We start from the raw sequence: 20,638 nt of genomic DNA, 5'->3' as shown, positions 1-20,638 counted from the left end.
TGATGATTTTCACCGATCCGTTAATGATCAGACATGACCGACCCACTCACGAAGCTGTGTCAACCTCGCCTCAAGTGTTTCAAGTTCTGTTTTGAGTTGAGCACGCTCCGCCCGCAAGATCGCTAAATCAATTTGCTCTTCATCCTCGGCTATCTCGACATAGCGGGCCACATTGAGGTTGTAATCATTCGCTTCAATTTCCGTGCGTGAAACCAGCGTTGCATAACGCTCTACACTTTGGCGGTTATCGTAAGTCTGCTCAATTCGATCCAGATCAGCATCGCGCAGCGAGTTCCAAATCTTTCCTGGCTGGAAATCACGACTGGCATCTATAAAGAGCACATCATCACCCGACTTGTTCTTACGCAGAATCAGAATTGCCAACGGGATTGATGTGTACGACAGCATTTTGGCCGGCAGACCAATCACTGCATCAACCAAATTCTCTTCGATAAATTGCTTTCTGATTTGCAGCTCTGCGGCGCCTCTGAAAAGCACCCCCAGAGGCACGAGCACAGCCATGCGCCCAACTTCAGATGCGAGCGTTTCAACCATGTGGCTTATGTACGCGTAGTCACCCGAAGTGCGCGGAGGAACACCTCGCCAAAAACGCCGATAACCATCTCTCTCAGCATCTTCATGGCCCCAGTCCCGAACGGAAAAGGGAGGATGAGAGACCACCACCTGAAACTTAATCAGATCGCCGTTCGCCTCCACCAACTTTGGATTGCGTAGCGTATCTCCCCACTCCAGCCGAAAATGGGTTTCACCGTGAAGGATCATACTCATCCGCGCCAACGATAAAGTACTGCCGTTAGCTTCTTGCCCATAGAGTGAACACCCCCACGTGCAAGGCGATTTCAGAGCATATTCGTTGCAGGCAATCAGTGTGGAAGCCACGCCACAAAACGGATCACTTATGCGTTCACCCCCTACGGGCCGCATCAAACGAGCCATCAACCTGGAAATCTGCGGCGTCGTGAAAAACTCACCACCTCGCTTACCACTGTTGCTTGAGGCATGCGTCAAAACCGCGTCACACGCCCAAGCTGCAGCCTCTTTCGCGCCATCTCGAACAGGGCGAAAATCCAGCGCGTCACAATTTAATGCGTGAAGCAGGCTACCCAGGGCACGGTCTTTTGGCGTCTCATTACCCAGTACGATGGAGTCGAAATCTATGCCCAGAAAGGCATCTTTCAATTCGTAATTAGCACTCTGCAATGCAGCAAGAGCCTGGTTCAGACGATTGCCATTTCCCGGCTCGCGAGCATTGCTCAGTAATCGATAGAAGTCCGCTTTCTCAGGCACAATAAAGCGCGCGTCCTCCATCGCTTTATGTTCTTTGCGAGGCTCGTCAAGAAGCACATCGGACAAGTACTTGAGCAAGAGCAGCGCCATGGTGAAGCTGACGCTTTCAATCGGATCACGGTACCCGCGAAAGACATCGGCACTTCGCAAAACAGCCTCGTCAATTTCACCTTTCCTGTCTTGATCAAGCATGGCGAACCCCCTCTCGCAAAATGAGGTTAGTGAGAAATGTCGTTTCCAATCGATCAAGCTCGCTCAAACGGTGCCTGATAGCGGCCATCTTTTCCGTGGTCTCGTCCATTTCAGCAATTTGCTTTTGCCTGTCCATCGCCGGAACTTCGATTTCCAAGGAAAGCAGGGCCGATTTGGTGAGTGCCTTAATGCCGGTACCCGTCAACATCACACTTATCTTTACCTGCGTTGCGGGCTGATTGAGATACCAGGCAAGGAAACGACCATTCAAGTTGGCTTCGGGGGTAATTACGTTCAACTGCCCCATTGGAAACACAGGCTCTTCAGCGCCCTCAAAAAACCAGGCTTTGTAATAGTCTCCGCGTGAGGGCAGGACAACGTCGCCTGGACGCAGGCAATGGGACAGATATTTTTCATCCAGCCACACGCGAGGGAGTTCATGCCAATGCAGTGGCTTGCTTGATACCAGGTCTCTGATCGCTACCGCACGCACATTGCCGTCTGGATTTTCCTGAGGTGGGTTGCTTCTAAAAACCACTGCCGTGCGAATTTTGGTAAGCTTCATAAGGTCAACGCTGTAGAGCTCTTCTGTAATGTTGCGGAAATATATGTCACGGCCTGCATAACAAGCAAGCAGTAGATTGCTACTGCATATAATTATTTGTGACGTTTCAGATTGTTTACGGCGTTCCAAGTATCAGATGTTGATGCCGACGGCATAAGTCCAAGAGCACCACGCACATTCAAGCCCAAGCGTTATTTTTAGCCTCTTTTGCGAGCAAGCTCGCTCTTACAGGAGATTTTCCATGCGTATCGCTTCCCGTGTCATCGTCGGTGTCCTCGCCGTCACCCTGCTGAGCCAACTCACCGCCTGCGGGTCGATTTTCTACCCCGACCGCCGTGGCCAGATCGATGGCAAGATCGACCCGACCATTGCCGTGCTCGATGCCGTGGGCCTGTTGTTCTACGTGATCCCTGGCCTGATCGCATTCGGCGTCGACTTCGCCACGGGCGCGATCTATTTCGAACCCGGCAAGACTGCCCAGGTTGACCCGGAAAAACTCCACGAAGCCATCGGCGCCGACGGCAAGGTCGACAACGCCAAGCTGCAAAGCATCATCCAGAAGGAAACCGGTCGCACCCTGCCGCTGGACGATCCACGCATGATCCAGTTCAAGGGCAGCGTGCAACAACTTGCGCTCCTGGGCCTGCAACCCGCCGCCTAAGGATCGTTTATGACCAGCAGTCCCGAACACGCCCGGCTATTACGCCTGGCCACCCGCGCCTCGGTGGGCGTGGCCTGTGCGTTGATCGTCACCAAGGCGATTGCCTGGTGGCTCAGCGGCTCGGTGAGCATGCTCGCCGGGTTGACCGACTCACTGCTCGATGGCGTGACCTCGCTGCTGAACCTGCTGGCCGTGCATTACGCCCTGCGCCCGGCCGATGACGATCACCGTTACGGTCATGGCAAGGCGGAGTCGCTGGCGGGCATGGCCCAGGCGTTGTTCATTGGTGGCAGTGCGGTGTTGATCGCCTTGCAGGCCTACGAGCGCCTGCAGCATCCGGAACCGGTTGGCGCGCCGTGGCTGAGCATTGGGGTGATCGTGTTTTCCCTGGTACTGACCGTGGCGCTGCTGATGCTGCAACACCGGGTTGTGCGCGAAACCGGCTCCAATGCCGTGCGAGCGGACTCGTTGCACTACCGCTCGGACCTGCTGCTCAACGGCAGCATCCTGGTGGCGCTGGTGCTGGCGGGCATAGGCTTTCATCAAGTCGACGCCTGGTTCGGCCTGGGCATCGCCGCCTACATTTTGTGGAGCGCAATCCAGATCGCCAGGGAAAGCTTTGCGGTGTTGATGGACGAGGAACTGCCGCCGGACGTCAGCCAGCACATGCTGGAACTGGCGCGAAGCGTACCGGGGGTGTTGGGTGCCCATGACCTGCGCACGCGCATCTCCGGCAACCACTGGTTCGTGCAGTTGCACCTGGAACTACCGGGGGAGCTGACGCTGTCAGTGGCCCACGGCATCAGCGACCAGGCCGCCGATGCCATTCACGCAGCCTACCCGCGCGCCGAAGTGCTGGTGCATGCGGATCCTGCGGATCAGGTACAAGCTGCAAGCTATAAGCCGCAAGCTTGAAGCTTGCAGCTGCCGCTATTGCACCTGATACCCGCGACTGCTCAGGCAGTTGCCCTGGGCCTGGCGGTAGGTTTGCACCACCGCCGGGTCAGGCGCGTAAGTGACGGCCTGCGGGTCGAAGCCGCTTTGTTGCACTGCCCAGCGATAACAGTCGTAGCCGTCCTGCTGCACTTGCGCCGGTGACTGCCCGTTGGCGGGATAGGCCACCACATCATAACCATTGCCTTGGGGTGCTGGCTGCGGTGCCAGCACTTGCGTCGGCGGTTGTACCACTACGTATTGCTGGGTGCTTTGTTCGTAGGCGTAGTAGGCGCCGGCGGCCAGGAATAGCAGCGAACCACCCACCCACACTTCACGCGCGTAGTCGGGCAAGTAATGCACGCGGATGCCATACGGCGGCGCCACGACCACATAGCGCGGGCCTTGGGGGCGGTACCAGTAGCCGCCGGAGAAGAAGTAATCCTGGCCACGGTACGGCACGCGGTAATTGCGGTCGGGGAAGCGGTCGACGGTATAACCGGGACGATATTGCGGGCCAGGGCCCCAGCCGTTGCCATGGCCATCAGGGCGACCTGGCCAGCGGTTATCGTTGGGATGCCCGTTGTAGCCCGGCCGCGAACCTGGGCCGCCGGCCTCCCAATTGCGGTTGTCGTCGTTGCGTCGAGGAATGTCACGGTAGTAACCCTGACGCGGCTCCTGGGTCTGGCGCACGGTATCGGGGCGACTCTGGATCGGCAGGTTATTCGCAGGCTGCGGGGCTGGCCGAGGCTGTTCGGCACCTGGCGGGCGACCTTGCCATTGCCCGCCGTGGGGCGGTTGCTCGGCACGATCAAAATGCGGGTTCTGTGGACGGGGCTGATTGTTTTCCGGCCGGGGTTGATTGTTCTGTGGACGCGGCTGGTTATTCTGCGGGCGCGGCTGTTCGTTACCCTCCGGCCCTCTTTCATGCTGGCCGCCCCCCTCAGGGCGCGGCTCGTCGGCCATCACTTGCGTGCCGACGGTGACTATCAGCAAACCTACACCTGCCATACGCCAGATGCGCTTCATGCTATTCCTCACTGCGGATAAGGGCCTGGAAGGTCCGGCCTCATAGATAAGACTGGAAAAGCCTCACCCGGTTCTGAGACAGGTTATCAGTCACAAGAACAATTTTCTTAAGGCAAAAGAAAAGGGGTGACCCGTCGGCCACCCCTTGAGAACTTCGTCCATGCTCAACGCTTTTGACGTTGGCTCACCTCACGCCGTCTTGTGGACAGTGTGCAGCCTGGAGGCCGGCTCGACCCTGCTGGGGTGGCGGCCGCAGCACGCCTGATTGGGCGAGCTGCTGTGGACTGTTGTCCAGGCGGTGATTCTGTTGATAAAGATACAGGCCAGCGCCGGACAGATGATTGCGAAGATTGCGTCAATAAACAGTGCTTGCGCAATTTTTAACCCTTCATGGATAATTCACCGCAATAGTTACGACAAAGGCCAACCCGATGAGCAAGCTTGACCGATACGACCTGAGTATTTTGGCGGAATTGCAGCGCGACGCGAGGATCTCCAACCAGGAGTTGGCCGAGCGTATCGGCCTGTCGCCTTCGCCCTGCTCACGCCGGGTCAAGCAGTTGGAGGACGACGGCTACATCGCGCGCCAGGTCGCCCTGCTCGACCGCAAGATGCTCGGCCTGAGCCTCACGGCCTATGTGCTGATCGGCATGGACCGCCACACCCCCGAGCGTTTCGAGAACTTCGAAGCAGCCATCCGCACCCTGCCCCAGGTGCTGGAATGCAGTTTGGTGACGGGGATGGATGCTGACTATCAGTTGAAAGTGGTGGTGCCGGACATGGACCACTATCAGAAACTGCTGCTGGGCCACCTCACTCGGATCGAAGGCGTGACCAGCGTGCGCTCGAGCTTTGTGCTGAACCAGGTGCTCAACAGCACCGAGCTGCCGCTGACCCACCTGCGCACCTGATCCCATGAACAATGAAGATCAAATGTGGGAGGGGGCTTGCCCCCGATGGAGTATCAGTCACCAGATACACAGCCTGACACACCGCTATCGGAGGCAAGCCCCCTCCCACATTTGGCCTGTGTTTCAACAGTGAAGTCTGCGTGCGACGCACCGACGCAGGTCAATGTTGCGCCTGTGACGCTGCCGTATACTTGCCGCCTGCCCCGTTGGAAGAGCCCATGAACAACATCGACCCCGCCCTGTTCGAAGAATGGATGATGACCGGCCTGGTCACTATCCTGATCATTTTCATGGGCTTTATCGTCTGGGACCTGGCGAAGAAATCCAAGGCCGGGCGCTTTGGTTCGTTCATCCTGTTTTTCGTATTGGGCCTGGGCGTGGCCGCGTTCATCATCAAGAGCGTGGTGATCGGCCTCATCGAGTCTGGCGCTTTATAAACGCGCAGGTACTTCCTTCCATTGGCCTTGGTCCAGGCCGTCGATTGTCCAATCGCCAATACGCACCCGCACCAGGCGCAAGGTCGGCAGGCCCACGGCGGCGGTCATGCGCCGAACCTGGCGATTACGCCCCTCTCGAATCACCAGCTCAAGCCAGTACGTCGGTAGGTTTTTGCGAAAGCGCACCGGCGGGTTGCGCGGCCATAACGCCGGTTCATCCAGACGCCGGGCCTCGGCGGGCAAGGTTTTGCCGTCGTTGAGTTCCACCCCGTCGCGCAAGCGTTGCAGCAATGCTTCGGTGGGTTCGCCTTCCACCTGCACCCAGTAGGTTTTCGCCAGCTTGTGCTTGGGGTCGGCAATACGCGCCTGCAACTGGCCGTCGTTGGTCAGCAACAACAGACCTTCGCTGTCACGGTCCAGGCGGCCTGCCGGGTAGATGCCGGGGATGTCGATAAAGTCCTTGAGCGTCGCGCGCCCGCCTTCGTCGCTGAACTGGGTCAGCACATCGAAGGGTTTATTGAACAGCACCAACTTCGGCTCGGCCGGTGGCGCCTTGGCAACACGGCGCGCGGCAGAATACGGAGGTTTCACGCCAGGGCGGCGCGAATCGGGACGGGTGGGACGGGACATGGCAAAGGAACATCTAACGATCAGGACCGACAATGCTAGTGGCCTGACCGCTAAATGACCATCCCAACCGCTTAGCGGAACGGCGGCTCGTCGAAGCTGCGCAGTTTGCGCGAGTGCAGCGAGTTGAGTTCGGTACGCAACAGGTCCACCGCCTCGATGCCGATCTTCAAGTGCTGGCTGACCGCACGTTCGTAGAACGCGTTGGCCGAACCCGGCAGCTTGATCTCGCTGTGCAGCGGCTTGTCCGACACACACAACAACGTGCCGTACGGTACGCGCAAGCGGTAGCCCTGGGCAGCGATGGTGCCGCTTTCCATGTCCACCGCCACGGCGCGGGACAGGTTGATCAACGGCCGTTCCTGGGCCCAGCGCAGTTCCCAGTTGCGGTCGTCATAGGTCAGCACGGTGCCGGTCCGCAGGCGTTTTTTCAGCTCTTCGCCTTTCTCACCGGTGACATTCGCCGCCGCCTGCTGCAAGGCCATCTGCACTTCGGCCAGGGCCGGGATCGGGATGTTCGGCGGTACCACCCGGTCGAGAATCCCATCGCGGCGCATATAAGCGTGGGCCAGTACGTAGTCGCCGATGGTCTGGGATTGGCGCAGGCCGCCACAGTGGCCAATCATCAGCCAGCAATGCGGACGCAGCACCGCCAGGTGGTCGGTGATGTTCTTGGCGTTGGACGGGCCGACACCGATGTTCACCAGGGTCACGCCGTGGCCATCGCTGGCCTGCAGGTGATAGGCCGGCATCTGGTAGCGGTGCCACACTACGCCGGCGGCAATCGCCGAGGCTTCGCCGTGGTCCATGCTCTTGTCGATGATGACGTTGCCCGGCAGCACCATGCGGATAAAACGCGGGTCGCTGCGCAATTGTTCCAGGCCATGCAGGATGAACTGGTCGACATAGCGGTGGTAGTTGGTCAGCAGGATCCACGGCTGCACATGGCGCCAGTCGCTGCCGGTGTAATGCACCAGCCGACGCAGGGAAAAGTCCACGCGCGCCGCATCGAACAGCGCCAGGGGCAGCGGGTCGGTGTTTTCCCAGTCATACAGGCCATCGGCGATGCCGTCAGTGGCGGCCGACAGGTCGGTGCTGGGGAACACGCGCGCCAAGGTCGCGGCGGTCACACCGGAGCCGGCCAGTTCGTCGCCCTGCTCCACTACGTAAGGGTATGGAATGTTTTGCTGGCTGACGCCCACTTCCACCGTCACGGTGAAGTCGTGCATCAGCGGCACCAGTTGTTCCAGCAAATACTTACGGAACGCCGCCGGATGCGTGACGGTTACGCTGTAGGTCCCAGGTAACTGGACCTTGGCATACGCCCGGGTAGTCTGTGGGACTTCGCCGTGGCAGTGGTAAGTCAGGCGCAGTTCCGGATAGCGAAACAGCGCGCGTTGTTCGGCGTCGGGTTCGACGCGGTCCTTGAGGTATTGCTTGAGGGCTTGATTGAGCGCGCCGGTAGCCCGCTCATGCAGGGCCGCCAGCCGATCCACGGCCTCTTCGGCGGTTTGAACGACAACAAAAGCTTCGGTCACGGTAAGCATCCTGTGTTCTGACTTGCAGGCCTTTATCTTGCCTGTATCCCTGTCAGACGCAAACCTTGAATTGGAGTGTCCTCTCAAGATGGCTGCAAGCCCCCTCCCACATTTGGACCGTGTTTATTCAGATACATTGGGGCTTGAGCGCGCGACGATGGCCCCGACATCGACGCCACGCGGCAAGGTGCCGTAGACGCGGCCAGACGACTGGCCCAAACGGCTGGCGATAAAACCATCGCTGACCGCCGCATGACCGGCCTCCAGCAGCAACTTGGCCTGTAGCGCCACGGCAATATCCTCGGTCAACTGCCGCGCGCGGTACTGGATGTCCTGGGTGTCCATGAAAGCCGACTTCAGGTGTTCGATATGCCGTGCCAGCTGCTTATCTCCATGCCCGTCACCGAGTTCGACAAACAGCGCTTCCAGCACACCGGGCTCCTTGGAGAGTGCGCGCAGCACGTCCAGGCATTGCACATTGCCGGAACCTTCCCATGTCGAATTCACCGGTGCCTCACGGTACAAGCGCGGCAGGATGCTGTCCTCCACGTAGCCCGCGCCGCCCATGCATTCGGCGGCTTCGTTGATCATTGCCGGGGCGCGCTTGCAGATCCAATACTTGCCCACCGCCGTCACCAGCCGAGCGAACTTGGCTTCCCGCTCATCGCCCAGATTGTCCAGGGCGCAGCCCATGCGCATGCTCAAGGCGAGCGAGGCTTCGCTTTCCAGAGCGAGGTCGGCCAGCACGTTTTGCATCAGCGGTTGCTCGCTGAGCACACGGCCACCGACCCGGCGATGAGCACAGTGATGGCTGGCCTGAGTCAGCGCCTGGCGCATCAAGGCACTGGAACCGACCATGCAATCGAAGCGGGTCATGGCGACCATCTCGATGATGGTCGGCACGCCACGCCCCTCTTCACCGATCATCCAGGCCAGGGCCCCACGAAACTCCACTTCACTGGACGCATTGGAGCAGTTGCCCAATTTGTTTTTCAGGCGCTGGATATAGAACTCGTTGCGGGTGTCATCCGGGCGGTGCCGGGGCAGCAGGAAACAGGTCAGGCCTTTGTCGGTCTGGGCCAGGGTCAGGAAGGCATCGCACATCGGCGCGGAGCAGAACCACTTGTGACCGACCAGTTCATAGGCTTGCCCGGGCCCGCCGGCGCCCACCGGATAGGCGCGGGTGGTGTTGGCGCGCACGTCGGTGCCGCCCTGCTTCTCGGTCATCGCCATGCCGATGGTTGCACCGGCCTTGTGGGCAATGCCGACATTGCGCGGGTCATAGTGGGTGCTGAGGATTTTCGGCAGCCAGGTCTGCGCCAGGTCCGGTTGCAAGCGCAGGGCAGGGACGCAAGCGAAGGTCATGGTCAGCGGGCAGCCGGTGCCGGCCTCAGCCTGGCTGTGCAGGTAGGTCATGGCCGCACGCGCCACATGGGCACCGGACTGTGGATGGGCCCACGGCAACGACGGCAGGCCATGCTCGACCGCGGAGCGCATCAGCTCGTGGTAGGCCGGGTGAAACTCCACCAGGTCGATGCGATGCCCATACCGGTCATGGCTGCTGAACACCGGTTTGTTCTGGTTGGCCAGGAACCCGGCCGCCATCAGCGGCCCGCCGGCCAACGCCCCGTAGGCATCGATGCGCGCCTGCGCCCAGCCGGCGCCAAAGCGCCGCGACCAGTCTTGCAGGGGCACGTCGATGCGGTACAGGTTGGTGCCGTCCAGGGAGGGCGGCTGGTTGGTGACGTCGTGGGTTTCGGCGAACTGATGCAGGTTCATGACGGGCCTCCTGGAAAAAGGCCCTGTCGAATGCACACCTACCCAGAAAGAAAGGCGCAGATCGATTGAGGCCGGTTTTTTCAGTTAAGCACCGTCATCCGGGTTAAAAAAGTGGCATACCCGCCGAATGCCCGGCGCTTTCGCCCTCGAGCGCGCTCAACAAGTGGCGCTCCAGTACCGCCTGCAGCGCCTCGAAGCGCACCGGCTTGGCCAGGCGGTCGGTGATGCCGATGCCATGACCGCGCTCTCGCTCGGACGTATTCAGCGACGTACTCAAGGCGATCACGGGCAATTCACCGCAGCCCGGCAGTGCACGGATCTGACAACACAACGAGAAGCCGCCTTCGGGCACATCCAGCAAGACCGCGTCGAAGCTTTGCCCCTGCAAGGCCGCCAACGCCGCCGGGCCACTGTCCACGGTTTTCACCCGGTAACCCAGCTTGAGCAACATGCCGCGCACCACCAACTGGCCCACGCTGTTGTCATCCACCAGCAATACCGTGCAGTCCTGAGGCGCACGCTGCCGATCGGGCGCCGGTTTTGCCTCGGGCGGCACCGGGCTGACGTTCACGTCCAACTGGAAGCGGCTGCCCTTGTGCGGCTCGGAATGATGGGTAAGGCGTCCGCCCAACAGCTCGATCAATTGCCGGCAGATGGCCAGGCCGATACCCAGGCCGCCGTATTCGCGGGTCATGGAGCCATCGAGCTGGAAAAAGCGCTGGTACAAGGTCGCCTCGTCGAGGAAGGCGAAGCCAATACCGGTGTCGGTCACAATGAAGCTCAGGCGCACGTCGCCATCACTGTGAGGTACACCCACCACCCGCAGGCGCACGGAGCCTTCGCGGGTGAACTTGAAAGCGTTGTCCAGCAAGCAATCCAGGCACTGGAGCAGTTTGTCGGCGTCACCCACCACACGGTCCGGCAGCTCATCGGCCACATCGATGGAAAATGCCAGGCCTTTGCCTTGGGCACTGGTGGTAAATTGCTGGCGCAAGGTGTCGAGCACGCCGCGCAGGCTGAACACCCGAGGCTGGGCACTCAGGCGCCCGGCCTGCAATTCGGTGAGGGTGAGGATGCCGTTGACCATGCGCATCATGTCCCGTGCCGAACCGGCGGCCGTTTGCTGGTACTGCGCCAGGTCGTCGTCCAGCGACACCGTTTGCATCAGCTCAAGGGAGCCGATCACACCGTTCATGGGCGTGCGCAGTTCGTGGGTCAGCGTCGCGAGGAATTCATCCTTGAGACGGTTGCTGCGGGCCAGTTGCTGGTTGAGCACTTCGAGCTTCTGGCTGGCATCGAACAGGATCTGCGCCTGCTGCTCACGCATGGCATTGATACGGTCGGCGAGGGCCAGGGATAGCAGCGCCACTTCAATCGCCGAGCCGATCTGGCTGGCGTACATGGTGAGGAACACATTGGGCAGGTAGCCCAGTACCATCAGCGTGTTCACCACCCCGCCCAGCAGGAACGCCGACCACGCGATAATGAAATACCGCGCCACCCGCTGGCCGCAGTACCAGGCCTTGATGGCGGCGACGAAGATGGTCACGGTGAATACCAGCGCCAGGCCGGTCGCCAGGCGCAAGGCCAGGGCGTAGCTGGTCAGCAGCGCCAGCGCCATCACTACGCCGCCGCATACCGCCAGTGCCAGCAAGAGCCGGTTGAGCCAGCGGCTGTGCTGCGCGGTATGCAGGAAGCTGCGGGCGAACAGGCTGCCGAACAGCGCCGCCGAACCGATCAGCAACGGCACCGCCGCATTCGCCCACCACGGGTTGTTCGGCCAGAAGTACTGCACGGCCACGCCATTGACCGACAGTTGGTACAGGCCAAACGAGGCGATATAGAGGATGTAATACAGGTAGCTGGTGTCGCGCACGCTCAGGTAGATGAACAGGTTGTAGACCAGCATCCCCAGCAGGACGCCATAGATCACCCCCAGCACAGACAGGCGCAGCGGTTGTTGCTCCAGGTAAGCGGTGCCGGCCCAGAGCGTCAACGGCGCCTGGATCGAGCCCTCGCTTTGCAGGCGCAGGTAGAGCGTTTGCTGCTGGTCGGGCACGAAATTGAGCTTGAACAGGTAGTTGCTCTGGCTGACTTCACGACTGGAAAAAGGCAGCGCACTGCCGGTGCGGCTGGCCAGCCGATAGTTACCGGTGCCATCGTTCTGGTACAGGTCCAGATGATTCAGCGGCGGGTAAGCCAACTCCAGGAACCAGGTACGGGGGGCACGGGGGTCCTTGGCCACGTAATGCAGGTCGACCTTGAGCCAGAACACTGAGCGCGAATAGCCGGCGTTGAGGGTGGCGTTGTCATGGTGCTTGAATTGAGCAGCGTAGGCGGGGGAGCTTACTTCGGCGATGGTGAGGGCATCGGTCGGGTCTTCGAGCACTTGCATGGCTCGGCCCAGCGGCAGGCTTCGGGTGTCCTGGTTGAACTCGATGGCGCTGGCGAGCATCGGCAGCCCGCACAACAATAAGATCAGCAAATAGCGCATAGAGCCCCAGCGTGGCCTGTCCGGTTATGTCAAAAGCCCCCCATTCCTTTTGAGAAGACGTACACCGGCGGTACAGTTAAGTTGTTTGAATCCACTTTAGCATAGCCGCTAAAGGCCATTGGACACCATTGAAATAATTTTTTGAAAGGCTCTAGAACAAGGCTTTCAGAGCGTTTTCGCAGCCGAGCACACGCCAAAAAAGCGGCGTTTGCGCGACAACATTCAACCATCGCCCGAAGGCCCCGCCAAAAGCGTTTGGTGGTAAGCTCGCGCACCATGAATATCTACAGCTCTCGCCCCGTTGTCCTCTGTCTCTCCGGCCATGATCCCAGTGGTGGCGCCGGCTTGCAGGCAGATATCGAAGCCCTGCTCGCCCAAGGCTGCCATGCGGCCCCGGCCGTCACTGCCCTGACCGTGCAGAACACCGTCAATGTCAGCGATTTCCGTGTACTGGACCGTGAGTGGGTACTGGCCCAGGCCAATGCCGTACTCGGTGACTCCGACGTGGCGGCGGTCAAGCTGGGCATGCTCGGCTCCACCGCAATGGTCGACACCGTGGTCGAACTGCTGCAGGCGCACCCGCACCTGCCGGTCGTGTGCGACCCGGTGCTGCGCGCCGGCGGCGGCGGCAGCCTGGGCAAGGACGAAGTCGGCTATGCCATGCGCGAGCGGCTGCTGCCGCTGTCGCTGATCGCCACGCCGAACCTGCCTGAAGCCCGTATCCTCGCCGAACTGCCCGAGGGCACCGCCGACGAATGCGCCGAGAAGCTGTTGCCGTTCATCAAGCACCTGTTGATCACCGGCGGCCATGGCGATGAGCACGAAGTGCACAACCGCCTCTACAGCCGTGATGGCACGCGCCAGACCTTTACCTGCCAGCGCCTGCCCGGCAGCTATCACGGTTCGGGCTGCACCCTGGCCAGCGCCCTGGCCGGACGGATCGCCCAAGGCGAAGGGCTGGTGAGTGCGGTGCAGTCGGCACTTAACTACACTTGGCGCACCCTGCGTGACGCCGAACAACTCGGCCAGGGCCAGTTCGTACCGCGCCGGCTGCCGCTGGATTTCTGCTCGTAACTATCTGCTCTTAACAGCAAGAGGCCTGCCCGATGAAACTACGTGGCCTTTACGCCATTACCGACAGCCAACTGTTGGCCGGCAAGTTCCTCGCCTATGTCGAAGCGGCATTGGACGGTGGCGTGACCCTGCTGCAGTACCGCGACAAAAGCAGCGACGAAGCCCGGCGCCTGCGCGAAGCGGAAAAACTGCGGGAGCTGTGCTCGCGCTACAAGACCCAGCTTATTATCAATGATGACTTCGACCTGGCCGCGCGCCTGGGCGTCGGCGTGCACCTGGGCCAGACCGATGGCCCACTGACGCCGGCCCGTGCGTTGCTCGGTTCCAAGGCGATCATCGGCGCCACCTGCCACGGCCAGATCGAACTGGCCGAACAGGCGGCAAAAGAAGGCGCCAGCTATGTCGCCTTCGGCCGCTTCTTCAATTCCAACACCAAGCCGGGCGCTCCGGCCGCCACCGTTGAAATGCTCGCCGAGGCCCGCAAGCGCCTGCATGTGCCGATCTGCGTGATCGGCGGCATCACCCTGGAAAACGCCGGACCGCTGGTGGCCCATGGTGCCGACCTGCTGGCCGTGGTCCACGGCCTGTTCGGTGCCGACAGTACCCAGGAAGTCACGCGCCGCGCCCGCGCCTTCAACGACCTTCTTAAAATTTCAGTTTAGAGAGCCCGATCATGTCTCGTTCCGAAACCCTGTTTGCCGATGCCCAGAAACACATCCCCGGCGGTGTGAACTCCCCCGTGCGTGCGTTCAAAAGCGTGGGCGGCACGCCGTTGTTCTTCAAGCATGCCGAAGGCGCCTACGTCACCGACGAAGATGACAAGCGCTACGTGGATTACGTCGGCTCCTGGGGCCCGATGATCCTCGGCCACAGCCACCCCGACGTGCTGGACGCAGTGCGCAGGCAACTGGAACACGGCCTGTCCTACGGCGCACCGACCGCCATGGAAACCGAGATGGCCGATCTGGTCTGCAGCATCGTGCCGTCGATGGAGATGGTGCGCATGGTCAGCTCCGGCACCGAAGCCACCATGAGTGCGATTCGCCTGGCCCGTGGTTTCACCGGCCGCGACAGCATCATCAAGTTCGAAGGCTGCTACCACGGCCATTCCGATAGCCTGCTGGTCAAAGCCGGTTCCGGCGCGCTGACCCAAGGCGTACCCAGCTCGGCCGGCGTACCGGCAGCGTTCGCCAAACACACCCTGACCCTGCCGTTCAACGACATCGGCGCCGTCGAGCAGATGCTCAGCGAAGTCGGCCAGGACGTAGCGTGCATCATCGTCGAGCCAGTGGCCGGCAACATGAACTGCGTGCCGCCCGCCCCGGGCTTTCTGCAAGGCCTGCGCGAACAGTGCGACAAGCACGGCGTGGTGCTGATTTTCGACGAAGTGATGACCGGCTTCCGCGTTGCCCTCGGCGGTGCCCAGGCGCACTACGGCGTCACGCCGGACCTGAGCACGTTCGGCAAGATCATCGGTGGCGGCATGCCCGTGGGCTGCTTCGGCGGCAAGCGCGAGATCATGCAGCACATCGCGCCGCTGGGCCCCGTGTACCAGGCCGGCACACTCTCGGGTAACCCGCTGGCCATGGCGGCCGGCCTGACCACCCTGCGCCTGATCAGCCGCCCGGGCTTCCACGCCGAGCTGACCGACTACACCACCCGCCTGCTGGACGGCCTGCAACAGCGCGCCGACGCCGCCGGTATCCCGTTCGTGACCACGCAAGCGGGCGGCATGTTTGGCCTGTACTTCAGTGGTGCCGATGACATCGTCACCTTTGAGGATGTGATGGGCAGCGATGCCGACCTGTTCAAGCGCTTCTTCCACCTGATGCTGGAGGGCGGCGTGTACCTGGCACCGAGTGCCTTCGAAGCCGGCTTCACCTCGATCGCCCATGGCGATGCCGAGCTGAAACTGACACTGGATGCCGCCGAACGCGCCTTCGCCGCACTGAAATAAGCCGGAGCAAAAACCTGACGTCGCTGTGGGCGGCGTCAGATTTGCTACTTTGCCTACAGGGATTTCCTTATTTTTCCGAGAATTTACCTGCAATCCGGCAGATAACTTGCCCAAGCAGCAGAAAAACGAGTAAAGACTTTGTAAGCAGAGGCCTGCTTATTTCATAATGCGCGCTTATTGGATCCCGAGAGGGTCCGCGCGCCCCGTCAGAGGTAAGTCGATTCCCATGAAACGCACCGGCCGCACCCTGGTACTGGGCTGCCTGTTGCTCCTTCAGCCGCTGCTGGCACATGCCCAGGCAGGCGGCAACTCGTTGTTAATCCCAGCGATGGGTCGTTGCACCCTCAATACCCAGCCAGACAGCCAGGCCGAAGCCCTGAGCGCGTGTCAGAAACAGGCCGACGGTGGGGATGCGCAGGCGCAATACGAGTTGGGCGAGTACTACCACGACAGCAAAAACCCCGCCCGTGACCTCAACAAAGCCTTGAGCTACTTCGAGAAAGCCTCGCTGCAGGGCCACGCGCAGGCGCAGTTCCAGCTCGGCACCATGTTCTTCAAAGGCGAAGGCGTGCCGGCCAATAACGTCCAGGCCTATATCGTGCTGAAAATGGCCGCGGTCAACGGCGCCGAAGACGCGCTGGACACCGCCGACGAAGTCGCCGAGCACATGCAACGCGATGAATTGGAAGTGGCCACCCAAGTACTGGGGCAGATTTTCCGCAACTACCTGCTGGAACTGCAGAGTGCCGATGGGCGCTCGCCCTTCTCACCCCTGCCCTGACACCCAGCCTATTTCTCAGGCATCGGCATCGGAAACGGCATGACATTGCTCATGCCCCGGGCTTCGCTGATCTTCGGCGTGCCCAGGCGCTCGACTTCGTCGATGCGCACGATCGAATGCATCGGCACAAAACTGCGCACCACGCCTTCGAACTGGGCCTTGAGCTTTTCCTCGCCCGGGTCGACGACCAGCTGTGTGCGCTCGCCAAAGACGAACTCTTCCACTTCCAGGAAACCCCACAGATCACTTTGATAGATCTGCTTGGCGTACATTTCGAACACCTGGCCCTGGTTGAGGAAAATCACCTTATAGATTGGAGCTTCACGTTTGGTCATGGTGGGTGAGGAACACATGGGGGATATAAAAGAGGGCGCGAACTATAGCATGGCACCCGATGCACAGTGCTAGGAACCGATGGACATGACCCCTATAATGCGCGGTTCTTTACCACCAGTTGACGATTCCCATGGCCAAGAAGCTTTATATCGAAACCCACGGTTGCCAGATGAACGAGTACGACAGCTCGCGCATGGTCGACCTGCTGGGTGAACACCAGGCCCTGGAAGTCACCGCCCGCGCCGAAGATGCCGACGTGATCCTGCTCAATACCTGCTCGATCCGCGAGCGGGCCCAGGACCGTGTGTACTCGCAGCTGGGCCGCTGGCGCGAATTGAAACTGGCCAACCCGGACATGGTGATCGCCGTCGGCGGTTGCGTGGCCAGCCAGGAAGGCGCCGCGATCCGCGACCGTGCGCCGTATGTCGACGTGGTCTTCGGCCCACAGACCCTGCACCGCCTGCCGGAAATGATCGACGCCGCACGCGTCACCAAGCTGCCCCAGGTCGACGTCTCGTTCCCGGAAATCGAAAAATTCGACCACTTGCCCGAGCCGCGTATCGACGGGCCGAGCGCCTACGTGTCGGTGATGGAAGGCTGCAGCAAGTACTGCACCTTCTGTGTGGTGCCCTACACCCGTGGTGAAGAGGTCAGCCGGCCGTTTGACGACGTGCTCGCAGAAATCATCCATCTGGCCGAAAACGGCGTGCGCGAAGTGACCCTGCTGGGCCAGAACGTCAACGGCTATCGCGGCCGGACCCACGACGGGCGCCTGGCTGACCTGGCGGAGTTGATCCGCGTGGTCGCTGCGGTGGATGGCATCGAACGCATTCGCTACACCACCTCGCACCCGCTGGAGTTCTCCGATAGCCTGATCCAGGCCCATGCCGACGTGCCGGAACTGGTCAAGCACCTGCATTTGCCGGTGCAATCGGGCTCGGACCGCATCCTCTCGGCGATGAAACGCAACCACACCGCCCTGGAATACAAATCCAAACTGCGTAAATTGCGCGCGGCGGTGCCAGGCATCTGCATCAGCTCGGACTTTATCGTCGGCTTCCCCGGCGAAACCGAGAAAGACTTCCAGCAGACCATGAAGCTGATCGAAGACGTCGGTTTCGACTTCTCCTACTCGTTCGTCTACAGCCAGCGCCCCGGCACCCCGGCGGCGGACCTGTTGGATGAAACGCCGGAAGCGCTGAAAAAAGAGCGCCTGAACGCGCTGCAACATCGCCTTAACCAGCAGGGTTTCGAGATCAGCCGACAAATGGTCGGCTCCATCCAGCGCATCCTGGTCACCGACTACTCGAAAAAAGACCCTGGCGAATTGCAGGGCCGCACCGAGAACAACCGGATCGTCAACTTCCGTTGCGATAATCCGACATTGATCGGTCAGTTTGCCGACGTGCACATCGATGCGGCGCAACCGCACTCGCTGCGCGGGTCGCTGGTGCAATAAACCAAGTTTCTGTAGGAGCGAGCTTGCTCGCGAAAAACCTGAGGGCACCGCGTATATTCAGGCTGCACGCGTTACCGTTGACGTTTTTCGCGAGCAAGCTCGCTCCTACAGAATCGCCGTCAGCCAATATGCTCCGTTTAAGTGCTTTCGCACCCGGCGTGCTGGCGTTATCCTCTCTTTCACTTAAACAGCCAAAGGGCGGCTAAAAGCAACCTTGAACGCACCCATAGCAGAACCCCATCGTTTTCTCCTCGAGCCCTTTGAGGCTCGCCGCTTCGCCAACCTGTGCGGACAGTTCGACGAGCACCTGCGCCTGATCGAACAACGCCTGAGCATCGAGATCCGCAATCGCGGCAATCAGTTCGAGCTCATTGGTGAACCCCAACACACCACGTCTGCAGAAAACCTGCTGCGCCGCCTCTACCGTGAAACCAAGGGTAGTGAGCTGTCGCCGGAAACGGTGCACCTGTACCTGCAGGAATCTGCCGTGGAAGACCTGGCCAACAACCCGGTGGCCGAAGCCAGCGTGGCCCTGCGCACCAAAAAAGGCATGATTCGCCCCCGCGGCTTGAATCAGCAGCGCTACGTCAAGGAAATCCTCGGCAACGACATCAACTTCGGCATCGGCCCGGCCGGTACCGGCAAGACCTACCTGGCCGTGGCCTGTGCGGTCGACGCCCTCGAGCGTGAGCAAGTACGCCGTATCCTGCTGGTGCGCCCAGCGGTCGAGGCCGGTGAAAAACTCGGCTTCCTGCCCGGCGACCTGGCCCAGAAGATCGACCCGTACCTGCGCCCGCTCTACGACGCACTGTACGAGATGCTCGGCTTTGAATACGTGGCCAAGCTGATCGAGCGCCAGGTGATCGAGATCGCCCCGCTGGCCTACATGCGCGGCCGCACCTTGAACAACAGCTTCATCATCCTCGACGAAAGCCAGAACACCACCGTCGAGCAGATGAAGATGTTCCTCACCCGTATCGGTTTCGGCTCCACCGCCGTGATCACCGGTGACGTCACCCAGGTCGACCTGCCCAAAGGCACCAAGTCCGGCCTGGCCCAGGTGATCGAGGTGCTCAAGGATGTGCCGGGTATCAGCTTCACGCACTTCATGCCCAAGGACGTGGTCCGCCACCCGCTGGTGCAGCGCATTGTCGAAGCCTACGAGCGCTTCGACCACCGCGATGACACACCGGCCAAGGACGTTCGCCGCGATGCTTGAGCTTGACCTGCAGCTGGCCACCGAAGCGCCCGCCCCCAGCGAAGAACAGTTCCGTCAATGGTGCGCCCTGGCCCTGCGCCAGCGCAGCGCCGACTCGGAACTGACCATCCGCCTGGTGGACGAGCCCGAGGGCCGCGAGCTGAACCACACCTGGCGCCAGAAGGACTACGCGACCAACGTGCTGTCGTTTCCCGCCGATGTACCCGATGAGTTGCTGGATATCCCCCTGCTGGGCGACCTGGTGATCTGCGTCGAGGTGGTCGAGCGTGAAGCGAAGGAACAAGGCAAGGAACTTGAGGCTCACTGGGCCCATCTAGTCATCCACGGCTGCTTGCATCTCTTGGGTTACGACCATATAGACGATGAAGAAGCCGAGGAAATGGAAGCACTGGAACGAACGTTGCTTGCAGAATTGGGTCACCCTGATCCATATGCAGACGACGAAAACTGATCAACACTCAACTGTCACATCAAAGGATTTAGAGTAATCGCTATGAGCGAAGACCGATCGAGCAACGGGCAAAAGTCATGGCTGGGTAAACTGACCCAGGCTTTTGCCCACGAGCCGAAAAACCGCCAGGAGCTGCTGGAGCTGCTGCGCGAGGCCCACCAGAATAAGTTGCTGGACAGCGAAGCGCTGGCCATCGTCGAAGGCGCCATCCAGGTGGCTGACCTGCAGGTTCGGGACATCATGGTCCCGCGTTCGCAGATGATCAGCATCAAGGCGACCCAGACCCCACGGGAATTCCTCCCGGCCGTGATCGACTCGGCGCACTCGCGCTACCCGGTGATCGGCGAAAGCCATGACGACGTCATGGGTGTCCTGCTGGCCAAGGACCTGCTGCCGCTGATCCTCAAGGAGAACGGTGACAGCTTCAACATCAAGGACCTGCTGCGCCCGGCCACCTTCGTGCCCGAATCCAAGCGCCTGAATGTGCTGCTGCGCGAATTTCGCGCCAACCACAATCACATGGCCATTGTGATCGACGAATACGGCGGCGTGGCGGGCCTGGTGACCATCGAAGACGTGCTGGAACAGATCGTCGGCGACATCGAGGATGAGCACGACGTCGAAGAAGACAGCTACATCAAGCCGCTGCCCAGCGGTGACTTCCTGGTCAAGGCGCTGACGCCGATCGAGAACTTCAACGAGTTCTTCGACAGCGAATTCTCCGACGACGAGTTCGACACCGTCGGTGGCCTGGTGATGAGTGCGTTCGGGCACCTGCCCAAGCGTAACGAAACCACCGAGATCGGCGCCTATCGCTTCCGCATCCTGAATGCCGACAGCCGCCGCATCCACTTGATTCGCCTGACACCTATTGCCCGCTAAGGATT

At 60.7% G+C, this 20,638-nt stretch carries 20 protein-coding genes; 12 read left to right on the top strand and 8 right to left on the bottom strand.

The window, feature by feature from the left end; genetic code table 11:
• Window positions 1-27: 27 nt before the first annotated feature.
• Together PspCFBP13509_RS10530 and PspCFBP13509_RS10525 are read right to left on the bottom strand one after the other, a co-directional pair.
• On the bottom strand, window positions 28-1,500 hold the full coding sequence (locus PspCFBP13509_RS10530; protein ID WP_137211996.1) for an HsdM family class I SAM-dependent methyltransferase: 1,473 nt from the start codon (window positions 1,498-1,500) through the stop codon (window positions 28-30).
• Window positions 1,493-2,065, bottom strand: coding sequence for a restriction endonuclease subunit S (locus tag PspCFBP13509_RS10525; RefSeq protein ID WP_065946567.1), 573 nt, complete (start codon window positions 2,063-2,065; stop codon window positions 1,493-1,495). Before PspCFBP13509_RS10525 ends, PspCFBP13509_RS10530 begins: the two co-directional genes overlap by 8 nt.
• A gap of 241 nt (window positions 2,066-2,306) precedes the next feature.
• On the opposite strand from PspCFBP13509_RS10525, the gene PspCFBP13509_RS10520 reads away from it, so the two are divergent.
• A complete protein-coding gene (locus tag PspCFBP13509_RS10520; protein ID WP_137211995.1) occupies window positions 2,307-2,726 on the top strand; it encodes a polyribonucleotide nucleotidyltransferase in 420 nt (139 codons plus the stop codon).
• Between the two features lie 9 nt (window positions 2,727-2,735).
• A complete protein-coding gene (locus tag PspCFBP13509_RS10515) occupies window positions 2,736-3,641 on the top strand; it encodes a cation diffusion facilitator family transporter (RefSeq protein ID WP_065924986.1) in 906 nt (301 codons plus the stop codon).
• 15 nt (window positions 3,642-3,656) lie between these two features.
• Here the strand turns inward: PspCFBP13509_RS10515 and PspCFBP13509_RS10510 are convergent, their stop codons facing one another.
• Window positions 3,657-4,688: a DUF6515 family protein gene (locus PspCFBP13509_RS10510; protein ID WP_065924985.1), complete on the bottom strand. Its 1,032-nt coding sequence runs from the start codon at window positions 4,686-4,688 to the stop codon at window positions 3,657-3,659.
• Between the two features lie 431 nt (window positions 4,689-5,119).
• Between PspCFBP13509_RS10510 and PspCFBP13509_RS10505 the strand changes: the two genes are divergently transcribed.
• Both PspCFBP13509_RS10505 and PspCFBP13509_RS10500 read left to right on the top strand, forming a co-directional pair.
• Window positions 5,120-5,599: an Lrp/AsnC family transcriptional regulator gene (locus tag PspCFBP13509_RS10505; protein ID WP_003194418.1), complete on the top strand. Its 480-nt coding sequence runs from the start codon at window positions 5,120-5,122 to the stop codon at window positions 5,597-5,599.
• 227 nt (window positions 5,600-5,826) lie between these two features.
• Window positions 5,827-6,036 (top strand): DUF2788 domain-containing protein, encoded by a 210-nt coding sequence (locus tag PspCFBP13509_RS10500; protein ID WP_025999909.1) that lies wholly within the window; start codon window positions 5,827-5,829, stop codon window positions 6,034-6,036.
• Here PspCFBP13509_RS10500 and PspCFBP13509_RS10495 read toward each other — a convergent pair.
• The 4 genes from PspCFBP13509_RS10495 to PspCFBP13509_RS10480 form a co-directional block, all read right to left on the bottom strand.
• Window positions 6,031-6,666 (bottom strand): pseudouridine synthase, encoded by a 636-nt coding sequence (locus tag PspCFBP13509_RS10495; RefSeq protein WP_027605265.1) that lies wholly within the window; start codon window positions 6,664-6,666, stop codon window positions 6,031-6,033. The genes PspCFBP13509_RS10500 and PspCFBP13509_RS10495 overlap by 6 nt on opposite strands.
• Window positions 6,667-6,737: 71 nt before the next feature.
• Window positions 6,738-8,210 carry an AMP nucleosidase gene (gene amn, locus PspCFBP13509_RS10490; protein WP_024077553.1) on the bottom strand — a complete coding sequence of 491 codons (1,473 nt, stop codon included), beginning with the start codon at window positions 8,208-8,210 and terminating at the stop codon, window positions 6,738-6,740.
• A gap of 114 nt (window positions 8,211-8,324) precedes the next feature.
• A complete protein-coding gene (locus PspCFBP13509_RS10485) occupies window positions 8,325-9,980 on the bottom strand; it encodes an acyl-CoA dehydrogenase family protein (protein WP_065946568.1) in 1,656 nt (551 codons plus the stop codon).
• Between the two features lie 103 nt (window positions 9,981-10,083).
• On the bottom strand, window positions 10,084-12,474 hold the full coding sequence (locus PspCFBP13509_RS10480; RefSeq protein ID WP_065946569.1) for a hybrid sensor histidine kinase/response regulator: 2,391 nt from the start codon (window positions 12,472-12,474) through the stop codon (window positions 10,084-10,086).
• Between the two features lie 276 nt (window positions 12,475-12,750).
• Between PspCFBP13509_RS10480 and PspCFBP13509_RS10475 the strand changes: the two genes are divergently transcribed.
• From PspCFBP13509_RS10475 to PspCFBP13509_RS10460, 4 genes are all read left to right on the top strand, one after another.
• A complete protein-coding gene (locus tag PspCFBP13509_RS10475; RefSeq protein WP_065924982.1) occupies window positions 12,751-13,548 on the top strand; it encodes a hydroxymethylpyrimidine/phosphomethylpyrimidine kinase in 798 nt (265 codons plus the stop codon).
• Window positions 13,549-13,580: 32 nt separating this feature from the next.
• The gene (gene thiE / locus PspCFBP13509_RS10470; RefSeq protein ID WP_065924981.1) at window positions 13,581-14,210 is read left to right on the top strand and encodes a thiamine phosphate synthase; all 630 of its coding nucleotides are present in this window, start codon (window positions 13,581-13,583) and stop codon (window positions 14,208-14,210) included.
• 11 nt (window positions 14,211-14,221) lie between these two features.
• Window positions 14,222-15,505 carry a glutamate-1-semialdehyde 2,1-aminomutase gene (hemL, locus tag PspCFBP13509_RS10465; protein ID WP_137211994.1) on the top strand — a complete coding sequence of 428 codons (1,284 nt, stop codon included), beginning with the start codon at window positions 14,222-14,224 and terminating at the stop codon, window positions 15,503-15,505.
• 226 nt (window positions 15,506-15,731) lie between these two features.
• Window positions 15,732-16,286, top strand: a complete 555-nt coding sequence (locus PspCFBP13509_RS10460) for a tetratricopeptide repeat protein (protein WP_065924979.1) — start codon at window positions 15,732-15,734, stop codon at window positions 16,284-16,286.
• A gap of 8 nt (window positions 16,287-16,294) precedes the next feature.
• On the opposite strand, the gene PspCFBP13509_RS10455 is transcribed toward PspCFBP13509_RS10460, so the two are convergent.
• A complete protein-coding gene (locus PspCFBP13509_RS10455) occupies window positions 16,295-16,621 on the bottom strand; it encodes a DUF1820 family protein (protein ID WP_003215457.1) in 327 nt (108 codons plus the stop codon).
• 131 nt (window positions 16,622-16,752) lie between these two features.
• On the opposite strand from PspCFBP13509_RS10455, the gene miaB reads away from it, so the two are divergent.
• From miaB to PspCFBP13509_RS10435, 4 genes are all read left to right on the top strand, one after another.
• Window positions 16,753-18,081, top strand: a complete 1,329-nt coding sequence (gene miaB / locus PspCFBP13509_RS10450) for a tRNA (N6-isopentenyl adenosine(37)-C2)-methylthiotransferase MiaB (protein ID WP_137211993.1) — start codon at window positions 16,753-16,755, stop codon at window positions 18,079-18,081.
• Window positions 18,082-18,295: 214 nt separating this feature from the next.
• Window positions 18,296-19,300 (top strand): PhoH family protein, encoded by a 1,005-nt coding sequence (locus tag PspCFBP13509_RS10445; RefSeq protein WP_065924977.1) that lies wholly within the window; start codon window positions 18,296-18,298, stop codon window positions 19,298-19,300.
• The gene (ybeY, locus tag PspCFBP13509_RS10440; RefSeq protein ID WP_027605250.1) at window positions 19,293-19,751 is read left to right on the top strand and encodes an rRNA maturation RNase YbeY; all 459 of its coding nucleotides are present in this window, start codon (window positions 19,293-19,295) and stop codon (window positions 19,749-19,751) included. Before PspCFBP13509_RS10445 ends, ybeY begins: the two co-directional genes overlap by 8 nt.
• Before the next feature lie 42 nt (window positions 19,752-19,793).
• The gene (locus PspCFBP13509_RS10435; RefSeq protein ID WP_005791724.1) at window positions 19,794-20,633 is read left to right on the top strand and encodes an HlyC/CorC family transporter; all 840 of its coding nucleotides are present in this window, start codon (window positions 19,794-19,796) and stop codon (window positions 20,631-20,633) included.
• The last annotated feature ends 5 nt before the right edge of the window (window positions 20,634-20,638 follow it).

It is taken from the genome of Pseudomonas sp. CFBP13509 (genome assembly GCF_005233485.1).
In the GTDB taxonomy this organism is placed as follows: domain Bacteria; phylum Pseudomonadota; class Gammaproteobacteria; order Pseudomonadales; family Pseudomonadaceae; genus Aquipseudomonas; species Aquipseudomonas marginalis.
This window is presented reverse-complemented; position numbering and strand designations above follow the sequence as displayed.